The sequence below is a fragment of the Streptomyces sp. LS-MS-L19 genome (genome assembly GCF_058382285.1).
In genome coordinates, this window is sequence record NZ_JBYCLL010000001.1 from 8,729,363 (window position 1) to 8,747,630 (window position 18,268).

Sequence of the window (18,268 nt, forward strand, 5' to 3'; positions counted from 1 at the left end):
ATCGAAAGGCCTTCCGTGTCCCCGACCACCGCCCGCGTCACCGCGGTAGACACCTACGACATCCGCTTCCCCACCTCGCGTGAGCTCGACGGCTCCGACGCGATGAACCCGGACCCCGACTACTCGGCGGCCTACGTCGTGCTGCGCACCGACGCGGCCGACGGGCACGAGGGGCACGGCTTCACCTTCACCATCGGGCGGGGCAACGAGGTCCAGGTCGCCGCGATCGACGCACTGCGCGCCCACGTGGTCGGCCGGTCCGTCGACGAACTGTGCGCGGATCCGGGGACGTTGAACCGCGACCTCATCGGGGACAGCCAACTGCGCTGGCTCGGCCCCGAGAAGGGCGTGATGCACATGGCGATCGGCGCGGTCGTCAACGCCGTGTGGGACCTGGCCGCCAAGCGCGCCGAGAAGCCGCTGTGGCAGCTGCTCGCCGAGGGCGACCCCGAGTGGCTGGTCGGCCAGATCGACTTCCGGTACCTCACCGACGCGCTCACCCCGGAGGAGGCGCTGGAGATCCTGCGCCGGGGGCGGGAAGGGGCCGCGCAGAGAAGCGAGACACTCCAAGCACAGGGCTACCCCGCCTACACCACCTCCGCCGGCTGGCTCGGCTACGACGACGAGAAGCTCACCCGGCTCGCCGCCGCGGCCGTCGCCGACGGCTTCCGGCAGATCAAGCTGAAGGTCGGCGCCGACCTGGAGGACGACATTCGGCGCTGCCGGGTCGCCCGCCGGGTCGTCGGCCCCGACATCCGCATGGCGATCGACGCCAACCAGCGCTGGGACGTCGACGAGGCGATCCGCTGGACGCAGGCGCTCGCGGAGTTCGACCCGTACTGGATCGAGGAGCCCACCAGCCCCGACGACATCCTCGGCCACGCGGCCGTCCGCAAGGCGGTCGCCCCGGTCAAGGTCGCCACCGGCGAACACGTCCAGAACCGGGTGGTTTTCAAACAGCTCCTCCAGGCCGGGGCCGTCGACATCGTCCAGATCGACGCGGCCCGCGTCGGCGGCGTCAACGAGAACCTGGCCATCCTGCTCCTCGCGGCCAAGTTCGGCGTCCCGGTCTGCCCGCACGCCGGCGGCGTCGGCCTGTGCGAACTCGTCCAGCACCTCGCGATGTTCGACTACGTGGCCGTCACCGGCACCACCGAGAACCGGGTCATCGAGTACGTCGACCATCTGCACGACCACTTCCTGGACCCGGTGGTGATCCGGGCGGGCCACTACGCGGCACCCGGCGCGCCCGGTTTCTCGGCCGCCATGCGCCCGGAGTCCATCGCGCGGTACACGTTCCCTGACGGCGCCTTCTGGGCAGAAGACCTCGCCGACGACACACGGAAGAAGGGACAGGCGGCATGAGCGACTTCGAGGGTCTCAAGGCCCTGGTGACCGGCGGGGCCTCCGGCATCGGCCGGGCCACCGCCGAACTCCTGGCCGCGCGCGGCGCCCAGGTCGCCGTCCTCGACCTGGACCCGTCCTCGGTCGACAAGCCGCTGCTGGCCTACCGCGCCGACATCACCGACGACGCCTCCGTGCGGGCGGCCGTCGCGGCGGCCGCCGCCGACCTCGGCGGACTCGACGTCCTGATCAACAACGCGGGCATCGGCGCCCAGGGCACCGTGGCCGACAACGACGACGAGGAATGGCACCGCGTCCTGGACGTCAACGTCGTCGGCATGGTCCGGGTGACCCGCGCCGCCCTGCCCCGTCTGCGGGAGTCCGCGCACGCGGCGATCGTGAACACCTCCTCCATCGCGGCCACCGCGGGCCTTCCGCAGCGGGCGCTGTACAGCGCGACCAAGGGGGCGGTCCAGTCGCTGACCCTCGCGATGGCCGCCGACCACGTCCGCGAGGGCATCCGCGTCAACTGCGTCAACCCCGGCACGGTGGACACCCCGTGGATCGGCCGCCTCCTCGCCAAGGCCGCCGACCCGGCCGCCGAACGCGCGGCCCTGGAGGCCCGCCAGCCCACCGGCCGACTCGTCTCGGCGGACGAGGTCGCGGGCGCCATCGCCTACCTGGCGAGCCCCCTCTCCGGCGCCACCACCGGCACCTCGCTCGCCGTCGACGGCGGCATGCAGGGCCTGCGTCTGAGGCCGGTGGACCGGTGACCAGGCTCGGCGGCAGCGCTGTCGCGGTCAGCCGGCTGGCCTTCGGCGGGGCGGCCATCGGCAACCTGTTCACCGAGGTCAGCGACGAACAGGCCCACGAGGCGGTCACCGCCGCCTGGGAGCGCGGCATCCGCTACTTCGACACCGCCCCGCACTACGGCCTCGGACTGTCCGAGCGCCGACTGGGCGAGGCCCTGGCCCGGTACCCGCGCGCGGAGTACACGGTCTCCACCAAGGTGGGACGCAGACTGGAACCCACGGAGGTCGCGGGCGACGACCTCGCCAACGGCTTCGCCGTTCCCGCCGCTCACCACCGCGTCTGGGACTTCTCGGCCGACGGCGTACGACACACCCTCGAAGCGAGTCTCGAACGGCTCGGCCTCGACCACGTGGACGTCGTCTACCTCCACGACCCCGACGACCACGCGGAGGACGTCTTCCGCGAGGGCTATCCGGCCCTGGAGAAGCTCCGCTCCGAGGGGATGGTCGGGGCGATCGGCGCCGGGATGAACCAGGCGGAGATGCTCACCCGCTTCGTCCGCGAGACCGACGTGGACGTGGTGCTGTGCGCGGGCCGCTACACCCTGCTCGACCGGAGCGCGCTCACCGAACTGCTGCCCGCCGCCGTCGAGCGGGGCGTGTCGGTGGTCGTCGGCGGCGCCTTCAACTCCGGTCTGCTGGCCGATCCCCGCCCGGGAGCGACGTACAACTATGCCGAGGCGCCCACCGAGTTGCTGGACCGGGCGCTGCGCATGAAGGAGGTCGCGGACCGCCACGGCATCGGCCTGCGGGCCGCCGCCCTCGCCTACTGCGCCGCCCACCCCGCCGTCGCGAGCGTCCTGGTGGGCGCCCGCTCGGCGGCCGAAGTACACGACTGTGCCGACCAGTTCGCGACGCAGGTGCCCGACGCCTTCTGGCAGGAGCTGCGGGAGACGGGCCTGCTGGAGGAGCAAGCATGAGAATCGCCCTGCACACCAAGGTCCGCGCGGACCGTGTCGATGCGTACGAGGCAGCCCACCGCGAGGTCCCCGTGGAGCTCACCGACGCCATCCGCGCCGCCGGCGCCTCCTCCTGGACGATCTGGCGCAGCGGCACCGACCTCTTCCACGTCCTGGAGTGCGAGGACTACGGCCGCCTCCTCGCCGAACTGGAGAAGCTCCCGGTGAACGTCACCTGGCAGGCCCGGATGGCCGAGCTCCTCGACGTGGTGCACGACTACTCCGACGAGGGCGCGGACGCCGGGCTGCCCGTCGTGTGGGAGCTGCCGTGACCGTGGTGGACGCCCACCACCACGTGTGGGACCTGGCGGTGCGGGACCAGGACTGGATCGCCGCGGACAGCCCGCTGCGCCGGACCTTCACGATCGAGGACCTCGCCGCCGGGGCCCGCGCGGCCGGAGTCGACCGCACGGTCCTCGTCCAGACGATCACCGTGCCCGAGGAGACCCCGGAGTTCCTCGCCCTCGCGGCCGAGCACGAGCTGGTCGCGGGTGTCGTCGGCTGGACCGACCTGACCCGCCCCGACACCGCCGACGAACTCGCCCGGCTCCGTGAACTCCCGGGCGGCTCCTGTCTCAAGGGCATCCGCCACCAGGTCCAGGGCGAGGCGGACCCCGGGTGGCTGCTGCGTCCCGACGTACACCGGGGCCTGGCGGCCGTGGCCGACGCCGGTCTGGTGTACGACCTGGTGGTGCTCCCGCACCAGCTGCCCGCCTGCGTCGAGGCGGCCGCGTCCCTGCCCCACCTCACCTTCGTCCTGGACCACGCGGGCAAGCCGCCCATCGCCTCCGGCGCCCGGGAACCCTGGGCCACCGACGTCCGCGCCCTCGCCGCCCTCCCCAACACCGTCTGCAAGCTCTCCGGCCTGGTCACCGAGGCCGACCTCGCGTCCTGGACGGTCGACGACCTGCGCCCGTACGCCGACACCGTCCTGGAGGCGTTCGGCCCGGACCGTCTGATGTACGGCTCGGACTGGCCGGTGTGCACCCTGGGGGCCGGCTACGGCGAGATGCTGTCCGTGACGAGGGAGCTCACCGCGGGTCTCGGCCCGTCCGAACGCGCCGACGTCTTCGGCGGTACGGCCCGCCGCACCTACGGCCTCTGACCCTCCCCGGCCCTCGCCAACCGCGTCGGCGGCAGGAACTCCCGCACATAGGTCCGCTCCCAGCAGGCCCCCGTCTCCCGCAGCTCCCGCCACGTCGTGTACCGGTACCGGAACAGACGGGCGCGGACGAAGCGGGGCGGGTCGTCGGGCGGGAACGGGGAGCGGCGCAGCAGCCTCAGCGTGGCGGGGTCGTTCTCCAGGAGCCGTTCGACCAGCGTGCCGAACCACGACTCGGCGTAGGCGGGGGAGAGCGCGGCGAACCACATCATCCAGTCCAGGCGCAGATGGTAGGGCGCGAACTGGCGCGGCCAGCGCCTCGGATCGCCGGGCTTGCCCTTGAACTCGTACTCCTTCCACTCCGAGTCCCGGCGCGGTACGTCGTCCGCCGTGCCCTCGACGACCACTTCGTGGCGGATCCGGCTGACGCTGCCGAACGCGCCGTAGGTGTTGACCAGATGGAGCGGGTCGAAGGAGCGGTTCATGACCTGGCGGCGGGAAAGCATGTTGCGGACCGGGTGGTAGCTCAGGCCGAGGAGAAGCGCGGCGACGGCCAGGACCAGGACCTCGTACCAGAGCGGCGTGGCGGGCAGGTCCGGTGCCTCGCCCGGGAGTTCCAGCGCCGGCACCGCCAGCACGATCGTGACCCAGTTCAGCCAGGCGAAGTTGCCCGACAGCACCAGCCACAGCTGGGTCACGATCATCAGCGAGGCGGCGGCCGTGGCGACCGGCTGCGGGGTGAACAGCAGGAAGGGCACGGCGAGTTGGGTGACGTGGTTCGCGGCCACCTCCACCCGGTGCAGCGGGCGGGGGAGATGGTGGAAGTACCAGCTCAGCGGGCCCGGCATCGGCTGGGTCTCGTGGTGGTGGTCCAGACAGGTGAGCTTGCGCCAGCAGGCGTCACCGCGCATCTTGATGAGCCCGGCGCCGAACTCCACCCGGAACAGGATCCAGCGCAGCAGGAACAACACCACGACCGGCGGGGCGACTTCGTCGTTGCCGAGGAACACCGCGAGGAAGCCGACCTCCAGCAGCAGCGACTCCCAGCCGAAGCCGTACCAGGTCTGGCCGACGTTGACGATCGAGAGGTACAGCAGCCAGGGGACCAGCCACAGCAGCATCCCGGCCCACAGGGGCAGCGTCGAGTCGAGCCCCGCCGCCAGCGCGAGCGCCACCCCGCAGCCCGTCCACGCGCACCCCGCGAAGAACCGGTCCGAGTAGTGCAGTTGGAACAGGCTCGGCGCCCGCCGGAACGGCACCCGGGCGACGAAACGCGGTACCGGCAGCATCCCGCGTTCCCCGATCAGCGCCCGGAACTGGAGGGCAGCCGCCAGGAACGCGACGAAGTACAGCCCGGCCAGAGCCCGCTGGAAGACCAGCCGGCTCAGCCAGTAGTCGGGTGCGGTGAACCAGTCCACGGCGTGCGCTCCTGCCTCCATTGTCGCGCCGGACCCCTGTGTGACTCTCCGTGTACCTCCGCTCTGCTTGCGTAACCCACGGGAGCGAGGCAGACCATGGTGACGCACCGCTCGGGACGGACGGGGCGCGTGTTCGAAAGTGAACCTGAGGACCCGCCCCGCCCCCCGGTCGAAGAATCCGACAAATCCTGGCAAGGTGGGCCCATGGTTGATCGGGGAGCGAGCGCCCTGTCACTCCCGGACGACTGGCCCGCCCACCCGGATCCGATCCTGGCGCTCAACCGCATGGGCAGCTTCGACTGGGACCTCGACAGCGGCCTGTTCCACATGGACGCCCAGGCCCACGAGGTCTTCGACCTGCGCCCCGACGAGTACGACGACAACCCGATGAGCCTCGCCGTCCGGGTCCCGAATGCCGAGGCGCACCGGCTCGACGCCCTGGTCGCCCAGGCCATCAAGGACGGCAGCGAGAACTACGGCACCTACTTCCGGCTCCGCTGCCGCGACGGCAGCCTGCGCTGGACCCACACCCAGGGCTACATCCGCCGCGACCAGACCGGCCGCCCGCGCCGGATCATCGGCATCGTGCGCGACGCCACCGAGGAGATGGGCGAGCTGGAGGCCCGCAGGGAGCAGGCCGCCCAGGACGAGGTCCGGCGCCGGCAGACCAACGTCGTCCAGCTCACCACCGCCGCCCTCGCACACGCCCGGACCGTCCAGGACGTCATCGACGTCCTCAAGGACACCCACGGCCTCACCCACCTCGGCGCCACCAGCCTGGTCATGGGCCTCGTCGAGGCGGGCCGGATCCGGCTGATCGCCGAGGGCCCCGCGGGCAGTTTCGTGCCCGGCACCGACATCACCCGGATCGACGAGCCCTACCCGATGAGCGAGGCCGTGCGCACGCTCAGCCCGCGGTTCATCGAGTCGCCGGAGGAGTTCGCGGACCGCTACCCGATCCTGTGGCCGCACATCACCGGCCTCAACATCACCTCGGCCGCCTACCTCCCCCTCATCGCCGAGGCCCGCCCGATCGGCGCCATGGGCCTGCTCTACAGCGACCGCTACGGCTTCACCCCCGAGGACCGCAACGTCCTCATCGCCCTCGGCAGCAGCATCGCCCAGAGCCTGATGCGGGCCATGCTCTACGAGCAGGAGAAGGACCTCGCCACCGGACTCCAGCAGGCCATGCTGCCGCGCACCATCCCCAGCGTCCCCGGCACCGACGTCGCCGTCCGCTACCGGGCCGCGTCCGCCGAGGGCTCCCTGGGCCGGGACATCGGCGGCGACTGGTACGACCTGATCCCGCTGCCCGGCGGCCGGGTCGGCGCCGTCATCGGGGACGTCCAGGGCCACGACACCCACGCGGCGGCCGTCATGGGCCAGCTGCGGATCGTGCTGCGGGCCTACGCCGCCGAGGGCCACACCCCGGCCACCGTGATGGCCCGCGCCTCCGTCTTCCTGCACGAACTCGACACCGACCGCTTCGCGACCTGCCTGTACGCCGAGGCCGACCTGGCCACCGGGGTCGTGCAGGTGGTCCGCGCGGGCCACATCGACCCGCTGGTCCGGCGGGCCGACGGCAGCTGCCGCCGGGTGACCGTGGACGGGGGGCTGCCGCTCGGGCTGTCCGCCGAGTTCGGGCAGCTCGAATACCCCGTCGCCACCCTCGAACTCGACCCGGGGGACACCCTGCTGCTGTGCACCGACGGGCTGGTCGAAACGCCGGGCGCCGACCTCGACGACGGCATGCAGACCCTCACCGGCCTCATCTCAGCGGGCCCGGCCGACGTGTGGGAGCTCGCCGACAAGCTGATCGACGTGGCGGAGGACCGCGGCGGCGACGACGACGTGGCGCTGCTCCTGCTGCGCCGCCGCGCCCTGGACGCCCCGCAGTCCGGCGGCCGCCTCCAGCAGCACGTGGCGTCCGGGGACCCCGAGGCCCTCATGCAGGCCCGGCACATGATCCGGGCCGCGGTGGCCGCGTGGGGCGGACGGGAGCGCTCCGACGAGATCGAACTGGTCGCCGACGAACTGATCACCAACGCCCTGATGCACACCGAGGGCTCCGCGATCGTCACCCTGCGGGTCCTGACCGGCTCCGACCGGCGGATGCGCGTCGAGGTCGAGGACTCCTCCAGCGCCCTGCCCCGGCGCCGCGAGGCGGGCGAGTCGGGCGTCTCCGGCCGCGGGCTGCTCCTGGTCGACCTGCTCAGCGACGTCTGGGGCGTGGAGGCACGCGGCGGCGGCAAGTGTGTGTGGTGCGAGTTCGTCGTACGGGAGCGGACCTGACCCCAGCCGTCACCGGTGGCACTCTGGACGTATGCCGGAACTCCCCGAGGTCGAAGCGCTCAAGGACTTCCTCACCGAGAACCTGGTCGGCCACGAGATCGTGCGTGTGCTGCCGGTGGCCATCAGCGTCCTGAAGACGTACGACCCCCCGCTCACCGCCGTCGAGGGCCGCGAGGTCGTCGCCGTGCACCGCCACGGCAAGTTCCTGGACCTGGAGACGGAGGGCGGCCCGCACTTCGTCACCCATCTGGCCCGGGCGGGCTGGCTGCACTGGATGGACCAGCTCCCGAGCGGCATGCCCCGCCCCGGGAAGGGCCCCCTCGCCCTGCGCGCGGCCCTGGAGACCGGGGCGGGCTTCGACCTGACGGAGGCGGGCACCCAGAAGCGGCTCGCGGTGTACGTCGTGGCCGACCCGCGGGAGGTCCCCGGCATCGCCCGGCTGGGCCCCGATCCCCTCGCCGACGACTTCGACGAGGCCCGTCTCGCGGCACTGCTGAAGGGTGAACGGCGGCAGATCAAGGGCGCCCTGCGCGACCAGGGCCTGATCGCGGGCGTCGGCAACGCGTACAGCGACGAGATCCTGCACGCGGCGAGGATGTCCCCCTTCAAGCCCACCTCGACCCTCACACCCGAGGAGACCGGCAGGCTCTACGAGGCGCTGCGCGGCACCCTCACCCAAGCGGTCGAGCGCTCCCGGGGTGTGGCCGCGGGCCGGCTGAAAGCGGAGAAGAAGTCGGGCCTGCGGGTCCACGGCCGCACCGGCGAGCCCTGCCCCGTGTGCGGCGACACCGTCCGCGAGGTCTCCTTCAGCGACTCCTCGCTCCAGTACTGCCCCACCTGCCAGACCGGCGGCAAGCCGCTCGCGGACCGCAGGCTGTCCCGGCTGCTGAAGTGACCTGAACTCACTCCGGCAGTCGTCAGCTGGGATCGAGGGTCACCAGATGGTCGCCGTCGGAGGTGCGGACCTCGTAGCGGTCGATCTGGTCGGCGTGGAAGGTGGAGCTGCCCATCATGGTGTCGTCCGCGGTGGCGTGCCCGGTGGCGTTCCAGCCGGTGACCGTCTCCTCCTTGCCGTCGCGGCTGATCGCGACGAGGTGACAGGAGCGGGGGCCGGACTCGTCCTTGACCTTGAGCTCCACCGCGGTGCCCCAGTCCTCGTCCTCGGTGACGACCTGGGCCCACACCCCGGACTTGGCGTCGGTGGCCTCGACGCTGCTGGTCCGCGCGGTGTCGCCGCCGGCCGTCAGGGCGAGCGTGGGACCGCCGACCGCCAGGACCACCGAGGCGGCCACGGCGTACAGCAGCCGCCTGCGGCGCGCCCGGTGCCGGGCGGCGACCTCGCCGAGGAGGCGGTTGAGCAGCTGGGGGCCCGGCTGCGCCATCGGGTGCACGACCCGGGGCGTCGCCCGGCGGTACAGCATCATCTGGCGGGTCACAGGACCGAACTCGGTCACGTGTGCCGCGCACTTGGGGCACTCCATGAGGTGGTCCTCGAAGCGGAAGGCCTCCGCCTCGTCCAGCACGCCGAGCGCGTACGCGCCGACGTCGCGATGCCTCTCCAAGGACCTCATGCGGAAACCTCGTGCCGTTGAGTGTGGGTGGGGTTACTCCTTGCTCCCACCGGTACGCACCAGCCCGCCGAATCACTCAAGGCATAGACAGAATCGTGACCAAGGGATTCGGAGCGCTCGGCACCGCGGATTGGTCCGAATCGAAAAGAGTCTAGAAAAGGTGGATGGCGAGGTGGCCGAGCGGCAGGCCCAGCTGCCACGCCGGCGTCCACACCTTCGGACCCTCGTCCTCGCCGATGCCCGCCCCGCCGCCCGGCACGGCGTTCAGGTCGGGGGCGAGCAGCTCCGTCTCCTCCAGCCAGCGCCAGGCCGCCGCCGCGAGTTCGAGGTCGGGGACCGGCTCACCGGAGGCCACCGCCTCCGCGGTCAGCGTGGCCATCCGCTCGCAGACCCAGTCCTGCCACGGCTGGTCGTACGCCGTCAGCGACAGCCAGTTCTCCAACTGGGAGACCACCTGGATGCCGGAGAGCTCGCCCTCGGTGTCGGCGAGGTAGACGGTCAGCGCCAGCGCGTCCCGCCCGGCCCGGAACTCGAAGGACGTCGGCGGCATCAGATCGCCGGAACGCAGCAGCTCGTCGGCGATGTACTCGGCGTACAACCAGGCCATGGGAACGATGAGTTCGCCGCCGCCGGTGCCGTCCGTGCCCTGTTGACCTCTGTGCAGCATCCCTTCCTGCCTTCCTCCGGTGCGTGCGCGTCGCCCGTCGCCGGGCCCCCGAGAGGACCCCATCCGGAACACGGATGAAGACAGCCGATTACTCAACCGGGGTCCTCAGCAAGGCGCTTTACGGAGGTTTGACTTTTCCATTGGTTTCACCGCAGGTCGGCCGCGTATCCCGGAAGCACCCGGCGCAGGGCGCGCAGCGCGTAGTACGCGCGGGACTTCACCGTACCGGGCGGGATTCCGAGGATTTCGGCGGCTTCCGCCACACTCGCCCCCTGGAAATACACGAGCACCAGGACTTCACGGTGCTCCGGAGTGAGTGTCTTCACAGCCTCGCGTACGTCGAGGGCGGCGGCCGCCCGTTCGGCGTGATCGGCGCACACCCGGGCGTTCTCCAGGACCGCGTCGCCGACCTCGGCCGGACGCGCCTGCCGGGCCCGCCGCGCGTCGATCGCCAGCCGCCGGCCCACGGTCAGCAGCCAGGGCCGTACGGAATCGAAGTCGTCGGCGCGCAACGCCTCGGGATGCTGCCAGGCGCGCACGAGGGTCTCCTGCACGAGGTCCTCGGCGCGTTGCCGGTCGCCGTCACTGAGCCGGAGCAGGAGCGCGAAGAGGGGCCGGCCGTGCTCCCGCTGCAGTGCGGCGAGCTCGTGCTCGGCGGTCGTCCCGTTCGTGAGGGTGGTTCCGGCCGTCATGGCCGTATGGCACCTCAGCGCGGGGCCGGGGGACAGGCCACGCACAAGGCTCTGCGGCGGACGGTCGATCGCGTCGACGAACGGTTCGGTGAACGGTTGCTTCCGCGTCGCGTCCGTGTCCCCTTCCGCTCCGGACGGGTCAACAAGGCCGTCAGGCCGTTTGCCGACACGGACAAGTTCATACCCATTCGTCAGTAAATATGACCTGAATGGGGTGAGCTGATGATTGCACGCAGACGGCAGGTTGCCCTGGCCCTCACGGCCCTCCTGGCCGGAGGAGCGGCCTGCCAGGCGCACGACCACGACACGTCCGGCCATCCGGCCCCGGCCGCCGCACCGCGCGGCTTCACACTCGTCGCCTCCGGCGACGTCCTGCCGCACAGCTCGATCATCGACCGGGCCCGCTTCGACGCGGGCGGGAGCGGCTATGACTTCCGTCCCATGCTGTCCGGCGTCCGGTCCGTCGTCTCCCGCGCCGATCTGGCGCTGTGTCACATGGAGACCGTCTACGGCGCGAACGGCGACTACACCGGCTACCCGACCTTCAAGTCCCCGCCCGAAGTGGCCGAAGCGCTCGCCGCCACCGGCTACGACGGCTGCTCCACCGCCTCCAACCACAGCCTCGACGACGGCGCCGACGGCATCCGCCGCACCCTCGACGCCCTCGACCGCGCGGGTGTACGGCACGCCGGATCGGCCCGCGACGAGGCGGAGGCGCACACGGTCACCGTCCTGCGCGCGGGCCCCGCGAAGGTCGCCCACCTCGCCTACACCTACGACACCAACGGCTTCCCGCTGCCCCAGGGGCAGCCCTGGGCGGTCAACCTGATGGACGAGGGCAGGATCCTCGCGGACGCCCGGGCGGCCCGGAAGGCGGGCGCCGACGTGGTCGTCGTGTCGCTGCACTGGGGCACCGAATGGCAGGACGCGCCCGACGAGCAGCAGAAGGCCCTGGCCCGCGACCTCACCGCGGCCCGCACCGGCCACCGCCCCGACGTCGACCTGATCCTCGGCACCCACGCCCATGTCCCGCAGGCGTACGAGAAGGTCAACGGCACCTGGGTGGTCTACGGCATGGGCGACCAGATCGCCGGCGAGATGTTCAACCACGAGGGTGCCCAGGACCCGCGCGGCAACCAGTCCACCCTCGGGCGCTTCACCTTCGCCCCGCCCGCCCGGCCGGGTGAGCGCTGGCGGGTCACCAAGGCGGAGTTCGTGCCGCAGATGTTCGACGTGGACGCCGGCCGGGTGGTGAACCTCAACCAGGCGATCGCGCAGGGCGCCGACGTCGAGGGCGTCCGCGACCGGATCCGTGAGGTGGTGCTCAGCCGCGGCGCGGCCAAGGACGGGCTCACCATGGGCCGGTAGGTCAGTCCATGTCCACGTGCCGGTAGGTCAGTCCATGTCCACGTGGTCGAAGGTCCGCAGCATCTCCTTCAGCACGCGTACGCACCCCCGGAGTTCGGCGTCGGTCAGCTCGCCGCCGCCGACCTGCCGGTTCAGGGCGTGCTCGCGCGCCAGGATCGCGGTGATCACGGCCGTGCCCTCGTCCGTGATCCGGATCAGCGAGGACCGCTGGTGTGCGGGGTTGGGCGTGGCCTGCGTCCAGCCCCGCTCGATCGCGTCATTGGTCATGCGCTGCACGAACTGCCGGGTCAGCGCCATGAGCCGGGCCATCTGAGGAACCGTCATGGGCCCGTACCTGTGCAGCAGGACGAGGACGGAGCGCACGCCGACGGACACCCCGCCGACCGCCTCGTCCTGCTCCAGCTTGCGCAGGCCGCGCCGGTAGAGCGCGCCGACCAGGTCGAACACCTCGCTGACCCGGTGGCCGAGATCCTCGGGAGGCAGTGGCTCGTCGATGTCGTTCACCCGTTCATCATGCACCGGCTCATCATGACAACCAGGTTGTCAAAACTCCTCGTGCATGACACCTTGGTTGTCATGACAGTCGCTTCGGAACTGAGCTTCTTCGCGTCCGCCGACGGGGACATCGCCCACCTCGACACCGGCACCGGGGACCCCGTGGTCCTGCTGCACTCCGGCTATGTCGACCACCGGCTCTTCGAGACGCAGATACCTGTCCTCGCCGCCGAGCACCGCGTCATCGCCGTGGACGTCCGCGGGCACGGCTGGACCGCCAACGCCACCCAGCCCTTCCGCTGGGCCGACGACCTCGCCGACCTGCTGCGCCACCTCGACGCGGGCCCGGCGGTCCTGGTCGGCGTCTCGATGGGCGGGGCCATCGCCGGGGACACCGCGCTGGAGTACCCGGAACTGGTCCGGGCGATCGTCCTGAGCGGGGCCTCGGTCAGCGACTTCCAGTACACCCACGAGACCACCAGGGAGGTCGTGGCCGAGTCCCGTCGGACCCTGCACTCGGGCGACATCGAGGGCTGGCTGAAGGTGTTCCTCGGGTCCACCGCCGGCCCCTTCCGCTCGGCGGAGGAGCTGGACCCGCACATCCTGGACCACCTGCGCGAGATGGCCCTGCACACCATCGCCAAGCACACGCCCGGTGAACGGGACTGGCACGTGCCCATGACCGACACCTGGGCCCGCGTCCCGAAGATCGACGTCCCGGTCCTCACCGTCAACGGCACGCTCGACTCACCTGACCTGCTCGCCGACGCCGAACGCTTCGCGAACACCGTGCGGAACGGCCGCTCGGTACTGGTGGAGGGCACCTCGCACTACCCGAACCTGGAGAAGCCCGAGGAGTTCAACGCGATCCTGCTGGACTTCCTGCGCTCCCTCTGACGCCCCGCCAACGCCGACCGCGGGGACGGCCCCCGGACCCCCGGCGCCCGCGCCGATGACGCCGTCTACGCCGATTGCGGTCAGCCACCACAGCCCGAGCGACCGTTCCGGGCCGATGCACGCGCCCGGTTCCGTCTCCTCGACGTGCTCGATCGGTTTGCGGGGGAGAAGCCCCCGGACCGTCCGGAACCGGGCCGTGCGCCTCACCTCTTCGCCTTCGGCAAACCGCTGGCGGCAGATGTGCGGCGAAGGCACGGGAACCGACGGTACTGAACGGCTGTTCAGCCGGATGGGGCCGGAGTAGTTTGCCGCTCAACCACAGCGCAGGGGTCTCGGAGCATCCGACATGACCAGTGAGCCACAGAGCCCTCTTCAGACCTTCCGGCTGCCGGCCGCAGTGCTCGGCACGGACTCCGACCGCGCCCTGGGGCGGGCCCTGATCGCCGCCTGGCAGTCCGACGGCATCTTCCAGATCAGCGCCGACCCCGCTCAACAGGCGGTCACGGAACGGGCCTTGGCGGCCTCCCGGGCCTTCTGCCGCAGACCGCTGAAGGAGAAGGCCGCCCACGTCTCCGACCTCAGCTACAGCGGCTACGTGGCCTCCGGCGAGGAGGAGACGGCGGGGGAGCGGGACGGCTCCGAGATCTTCACGGTGTGCCCCGACATCCCCGCCGACGACCCCCGCGTCATCGACCAGTGGCCCTGCCACGGCCCGGCACCCTGGCCCTCACCCGGCTACGCCCGCGCCATGAAGGACTACATGACGGCCGTCGGCGAGTCGGGCCACCGCCTGCTCCGGCTCACGGCCCTCGGCCTCGGCCTGGACGACCCCGACCACTTCACCCGGCTCACCGCGGACGGCTGGCACCACATGCGCGTCCTGCGCTTCCCGCCCGCCGACGCCGGCTCCGAACGCGGCATCGGCGCCCACACCGACTACGGCCTGCTCGTCATCGCCGCCCAGGACGACGTCGGCGGCCTCTACGTCCGGCCGCCCGTCCCGGGCGAGGAACGCGGCCGCAACTGGCTGCCCGGCGAGTCCATGGCGGGCCGTCACGAACACGAGGAGCCGTGGACCTACGTCACCCCGGTCCCGGCCGTGTTCACCGTCTTCCCGGGCGACATCATGCAGTTCATGACCGGCGGCGCCCTGCTGTCGACCCCGCACAAGGTCCGCCTGGCCGACCGCGAGCGCCACACCCTCGCCTACTTCCACGAACCGGCCTTCAACGCGGTGGCCCGCCCGCTCGACCCCGCGGACCCGAGCGAGTACATCCACTACGGCACCCACTTCACCCGGATGTTCATGCGCTGCTATCCGGAGCGCGTGACCACCGCCCGCATCGAGGCGGAGGGCCGGCTGAAGGTGCTGGACCGACTGCGCGAGGAAGCGCTGACCTGACCCACGCCGACGCCCTGCCCGGCACAGGGGAGCCGGGCTACGGCACGACCGTCACCGGCCACCGCCCCGCCTTGACCAGGCGCACCGCGACGGAACCGACGATCCGGTGCCCGGCCTGCTCCGAGGCGCCGACCACGACCGCGTCGGCCTTGAGTTCGTCCGCGGCCTTCGTCAGCCCGCTGTAGGGGTCGCCACGGAAGGTGTGGAACTCCCAGCGCACATCGAATATCCCCTTGTTCTGCTCGGTCGCGAGCCTGATCTGGGCGACCAGGTCCTCGGCGATCTCGTCCGTGGTCTCGGCCACCGGAGCGCCGAGCGCGGCGCCCGACGCGAGCACCGGCTGGACGTAGACCACGGCGAGCAGCGCGTGCTGCCGCCGGGCGAGGCCTCCGGCGTACGCGGCGGCACGGAGCGAGGAGTCGGAGCCGTCGACACCGACGACGATCACCTTGGGTCCGTCCGTGCCCCGCTCGAACTGATGCGAATGCTGTTCCGTCACGGCTGCGAGGCTATCGGAACGCGCAGGTCCGGACGGCATACGGGACCTGTCGATCCGGCTGCGCACATGGTGCGGAAACGGGGCACCCGTAGGGCGGGCGGCACCGGAGCCGGCCGCCGCCCTCGGCCCCCGGCCTCGACGGAGGGGACGGGGCCGGGGCCGATACACCGTCCCCGGCCCTGCCCTGATGTGCCGTCATGCGCGCCGGAAGCGTTTCCGCTGGGCCGGGTGGGTGTATTCGTGCCGCCGCACCGGTGTTGCTGAGGTGCGTCGGAGCTCCGCCGGGCGACTGATGAGTCATGACGAAGGATCAGTTGCTCTCACGGCTGTCGTCCAGGACGGCGGCGGTGCTCACCCGGCGCCGGGTCCTGCTGGCCGGGGCCGCCGCGGCCGGAGCCGCCGGTACGGCCGGTGTGTTCGCGGCGGTCACCGGCGAGAAGCCGGTCCGGCCGGCCCTCCCCGCCGCCGGCCCGCCGGCCGCGGCCCGTCCGCTCCAGCCCTCGGCCTACCGCCTCCGGCCCCTGACCGGATACGGCCCGCCGCAGGCCGCCCCCCACCGGACACTCGTACGCCACGAGCCGTTGCTCAAGGTGTCCGGACGCGGCCGGACCATGGTCCTGACCTTCGACGACGGACCCGACCCCCGCTACACCCCGCACATCCTGGACACCCTGGCCGAGTACGACGTCCGGGCGATGTTCTTCGTGTGCGGGGAGATGGCGGTCGACAACCAGGACCTGCTGGCCCGGATGGCCGACGAGGGCCACGTGGTCGGCAACCACACCTGGTCGCACCCCCTGCTGACCCGGCTCACCCGCTCCCGCATCCGCTCCGAGATGGAACGCACCTGCGACGTCATCGAGAAGGGCTACGGGGAACGCCCCGAGTGGTTCCGCGCCCCCTACGGCGCCTGGAACCGGGCCGCCTTCCAGCTCGGTGCCGACCTCGGCATGGACCCCCTCGCGTGGACGGTCGACACCCTCGACTGGACCACCCCCGGCACCCGCAGCATCGTCGGCCGGGTGGAGAGAGGCGCCGCCCCCGGCGTCGTGGTGCTCTCGCACGACGCCGGGGGCGACCGCTCCCAGAGCGTCCGGGCGCTGCGGGACTACCTCCCGCAACTGCTCGACTCCGGCTACCACATCACCGTGCCGCAACGGCAGTACGCATAAACCGTGCCGCGACGGCAGTACGCATGACCGGAACGGGCCCGCCGGGCCGGGGAACGCTCAGCGGACCTCGGCCAGGCGGGCGAAAGCGACGACGTTCCCGGCATAACCGTGCTGCTTCGAGAAACCGCCCCCGCAGGTGATGACCCGCAATTCCGGGGTGCCCTTGGAACCGTAGACGCGGTCGCCGGGGAAATTGTTCTTCTCGAAGACCTCGATGCCGTAGATCTCGAAGATGGCCGTCTTTCCGTCCTTGCGTCTGATCTCGACGCGATTTCCCTTCTTCAGGGCCCCGAGTCCGTAGAACACGGCGGGGCCCTGCTTGTTGTCGACATGCCCTACGACGACGGCGGTGCCCTTCTCGCCCGGGGAGACCGCGCCGGTGAACCAGCCGGCCAGGTTCGGGTCCTCCGGCGGTGGCGCGGCGACCCAGCCGTCCGGGTCCAGGCCGACCGGCAGCACCGGCGCGTCGACCCGGATCGCGGGGATCAGGACCCGGTCGGGCGCGGCGAACGGCAGTGCGGCGGGGGAGTTGCCGAACGTGGTGCCGTGCACCCGGCTGTCCGCGGCGGCCGCCGACGCGGGCTGCGGCGGGCCGACGTCGAACTCCCCCGAACCGTTCCGGATGAGCGCGAGGCCGGTCAGCAGAACAAGCGCTATCACGCCCCAGGGAGCGCGCTTCTTCCGCTGCTCCTCCACCTCGGCCAGATCGGCCAGCTCGGACGCAGACATTGACTTCCCCTCTCGACGCGGCCGTCGCCACGTCATTCGCGCATACGAGAACGCTAAGTGCCGCGCGCGCAACCGGCGACGGGGCGAAGGCGAACGGGTGGCCCCCGAATGCGGGCGGTCCCCCATCCGAGTTGCCGTGAACAGGAATTTTCTGACGGTCCGTGACCTGCGGAGATATCCGATTGTGTGCCTTTCCTTCGGCGTGTTGGCTCACCAGGACGGACCATTGCCGAAATGCGGTGCCGCGCACGGCATCTGAGGGTCTGTCTGGGAGGCGCTTTCTCGCCGATCAACCGGGGACCGTTCCCGGGGCGTCTCCCGCGGAGGATCACATGCGTACTACTCGTGCCCTGGCGGCCGCCGGCGCCGCGGTCGCGGTTCTCGGGCTCGCCACCCCGGTCGCCGTCGCCAAGGACGGCATGAACCTGTCCCCGAGCAACGTCGTCGCGCTGCCCAGCGTCATCGCCCGGGGCGGTCAGCTGACCATCACCGTCAACAACTGCACCGGCACCGCCACCGCCAGCTCGGACGCCTTCCCGACGGTCAGGCTGCGCACGGGCGCCGGCAACGTGGCGACGGGACGGGCGACCGTCAACCGCAACGCCCGGACGGGGTCGCACAGCATCAGCGTCGTGTGCGGCAACGGCACCGTCATCAACCCCACGGCCTTCACCGTCATCGGCGGTGTCCGCGGTGGTCTCGGCGGCAGCAGCTCCACCGGCGCCACCCCGACCGACATGGCCATCGGCGGCGGGCTCGTGGCCCTGGCGGTCGTCGGCGGCGGGGTGTTCTGGATGCGCAGGCGGTCGGAGCGGCACATCTGATCCCCGCCCCCTTCGGAGATCAGTG

The 18,268-nt window shown here is 71.6% G+C and carries 19 protein-coding genes; 12 read left to right on the forward strand and 7 right to left on the reverse strand.

Annotated features, from left to right (window positions below):
* Window positions 1-15 precede the first annotated feature (15 nt).
* From AC2XR2_RS38850 to AC2XR2_RS38870, 5 genes are read left to right on the forward strand one after another with little or no spacing between them, the layout of a single operon-like run.
* Entirely contained in the window at window positions 16-1,365 is a 1,350-nt protein-coding gene (locus AC2XR2_RS38850; protein WP_491517660.1) for an L-fuconate dehydratase, read from the forward strand.
* A complete protein-coding gene (locus AC2XR2_RS38855) occupies window positions 1,362-2,117 on the forward strand; it encodes an SDR family NAD(P)-dependent oxidoreductase (RefSeq protein WP_330262969.1) in 756 nt (251 codons plus the stop codon). Before AC2XR2_RS38850 ends, AC2XR2_RS38855 begins: the two co-directional genes overlap by 4 nt.
* Entirely contained in the window at window positions 2,114-3,076 is a 963-nt protein-coding gene (locus tag AC2XR2_RS38860; protein WP_491517661.1) for an aldo/keto reductase, read from the forward strand. Before AC2XR2_RS38855 ends, AC2XR2_RS38860 begins: the two co-directional genes overlap by 4 nt.
* Window positions 3,073-3,387 (forward strand): L-rhamnose mutarotase, encoded by a 315-nt coding sequence (locus tag AC2XR2_RS38865; protein WP_449351146.1) that lies wholly within the window; start codon window positions 3,073-3,075, stop codon window positions 3,385-3,387. Before AC2XR2_RS38860 ends, AC2XR2_RS38865 begins: the two co-directional genes overlap by 4 nt.
* Entirely contained in the window at window positions 3,384-4,220 is an 837-nt protein-coding gene (locus AC2XR2_RS38870) for an amidohydrolase family protein (RefSeq protein WP_491517662.1), read from the forward strand. The genes AC2XR2_RS38865 and AC2XR2_RS38870 overlap by 4 nt, the downstream gene beginning before the upstream one ends.
* On the opposite strand, the gene AC2XR2_RS38875 is transcribed toward AC2XR2_RS38870, so the two are convergent.
* On the reverse strand, window positions 4,208-5,635 hold the full coding sequence (locus AC2XR2_RS38875; RefSeq protein ID WP_491517663.1) for a lipase maturation factor family protein: 1,428 nt from the start codon (window positions 5,633-5,635) through the stop codon (window positions 4,208-4,210). The genes AC2XR2_RS38870 and AC2XR2_RS38875 overlap by 13 nt on opposite strands.
* A 204-nt stretch (window positions 5,636-5,839) precedes the next feature.
* Here AC2XR2_RS38875 and AC2XR2_RS38880 point away from each other — a divergent pair, with 204 nt between their 5' ends.
* Window positions 5,840-7,927 (forward strand): SpoIIE family protein phosphatase, encoded by a 2,088-nt coding sequence (locus AC2XR2_RS38880; protein WP_381297220.1) that lies wholly within the window; start codon window positions 5,840-5,842, stop codon window positions 7,925-7,927.
* Between the two features lie 31 nt (window positions 7,928-7,958).
* Complete coding sequence (locus AC2XR2_RS38885; protein ID WP_491517664.1) at window positions 7,959-8,822, forward strand: Fpg/Nei family DNA glycosylase; 864 nt, start codon at window positions 7,959-7,961, stop codon at window positions 8,820-8,822.
* A gap of 22 nt (window positions 8,823-8,844) precedes the next feature.
* On the opposite strand, the gene AC2XR2_RS38890 is transcribed toward AC2XR2_RS38885, so the two are convergent.
* The 3 genes from AC2XR2_RS38890 to AC2XR2_RS38900 form a co-directional block, all read right to left on the reverse strand.
* Complete coding sequence (locus tag AC2XR2_RS38890; protein ID WP_491517665.1) at window positions 8,845-9,498, reverse strand: zf-HC2 domain-containing protein; 654 nt, start codon at window positions 9,496-9,498, stop codon at window positions 8,845-8,847.
* Window positions 9,499-9,649: 151 nt separating this feature from the next.
* Complete coding sequence (locus AC2XR2_RS38895; protein ID WP_381297216.1) at window positions 9,650-10,165, reverse strand: hypothetical protein; 516 nt, start codon at window positions 10,163-10,165, stop codon at window positions 9,650-9,652.
* Between the two features lie 146 nt (window positions 10,166-10,311).
* The gene (locus AC2XR2_RS38900) at window positions 10,312-10,857 is read right to left on the reverse strand and encodes a sigma-70 family RNA polymerase sigma factor (protein WP_028809221.1); all 546 of its coding nucleotides are present in this window, start codon (window positions 10,855-10,857) and stop codon (window positions 10,312-10,314) included.
* 222 nt (window positions 10,858-11,079) lie between these two features.
* On the opposite strand from AC2XR2_RS38900, the gene AC2XR2_RS38905 reads away from it, so the two are divergent.
* Window positions 11,080-12,225, forward strand: a complete 1,146-nt coding sequence (locus tag AC2XR2_RS38905; RefSeq protein WP_381297214.1) for a CapA family protein — start codon at window positions 11,080-11,082, stop codon at window positions 12,223-12,225.
* Between the two features lie 27 nt (window positions 12,226-12,252).
* On the opposite strand, the gene AC2XR2_RS38910 is transcribed toward AC2XR2_RS38905, so the two are convergent.
* A complete protein-coding gene (locus tag AC2XR2_RS38910; protein WP_449351934.1) occupies window positions 12,253-12,729 on the reverse strand; it encodes a MarR family winged helix-turn-helix transcriptional regulator in 477 nt (158 codons plus the stop codon).
* Window positions 12,730-12,801: 72 nt separating this feature from the next.
* Here AC2XR2_RS38910 and AC2XR2_RS38915 point away from each other — a divergent pair, with 72 nt between their 5' ends.
* Both AC2XR2_RS38915 and AC2XR2_RS38920 read left to right on the forward strand, forming a co-directional pair.
* Window positions 12,802-13,617: an alpha/beta fold hydrolase gene (locus AC2XR2_RS38915; RefSeq protein ID WP_449351935.1), complete on the forward strand. Its 816-nt coding sequence runs from the start codon at window positions 12,802-12,804 to the stop codon at window positions 13,615-13,617.
* A 346-nt stretch (window positions 13,618-13,963) separates the two neighbouring features.
* Window positions 13,964-15,019: an isopenicillin N synthase family dioxygenase gene (locus AC2XR2_RS38920; RefSeq protein WP_449351936.1), complete on the forward strand. Its 1,056-nt coding sequence runs from the start codon at window positions 13,964-13,966 to the stop codon at window positions 15,017-15,019.
* Window positions 15,020-15,056: 37 nt separating this feature from the next.
* Here AC2XR2_RS38920 and AC2XR2_RS38925 read toward each other — a convergent pair whose 3' ends face one another.
* Window positions 15,057-15,518, reverse strand: a complete 462-nt coding sequence (locus AC2XR2_RS38925) for a universal stress protein (RefSeq protein WP_330262956.1) — start codon at window positions 15,516-15,518, stop codon at window positions 15,057-15,059.
* A gap of 299 nt (window positions 15,519-15,817) precedes the next feature.
* Between AC2XR2_RS38925 and AC2XR2_RS38930 the strand changes: the two genes are divergently transcribed.
* Window positions 15,818-16,690, forward strand: coding sequence for a polysaccharide deacetylase family protein (locus AC2XR2_RS38930; RefSeq protein WP_381297207.1), 873 nt, complete (start codon window positions 15,818-15,820; stop codon window positions 16,688-16,690).
* A 57-nt stretch (window positions 16,691-16,747) separates the two neighbouring features.
* On the opposite strand, the gene AC2XR2_RS38935 is transcribed toward AC2XR2_RS38930, so the two are convergent.
* Entirely contained in the window at window positions 16,748-17,419 is a 672-nt protein-coding gene (locus AC2XR2_RS38935) for a class F sortase (protein ID WP_330262954.1), read from the reverse strand.
* 332 nt (window positions 17,420-17,751) lie between these two features.
* Between AC2XR2_RS38935 and AC2XR2_RS38940 the strand changes: the two genes are divergently transcribed.
* Window positions 17,752-18,243 carry a hypothetical protein gene (locus AC2XR2_RS38940; RefSeq protein WP_330262953.1) on the forward strand — a complete coding sequence of 164 codons (492 nt, stop codon included), beginning with the start codon at window positions 17,752-17,754 and terminating at the stop codon, window positions 18,241-18,243.
* Window positions 18,244-18,268: the final 25 nt, after the last annotated feature.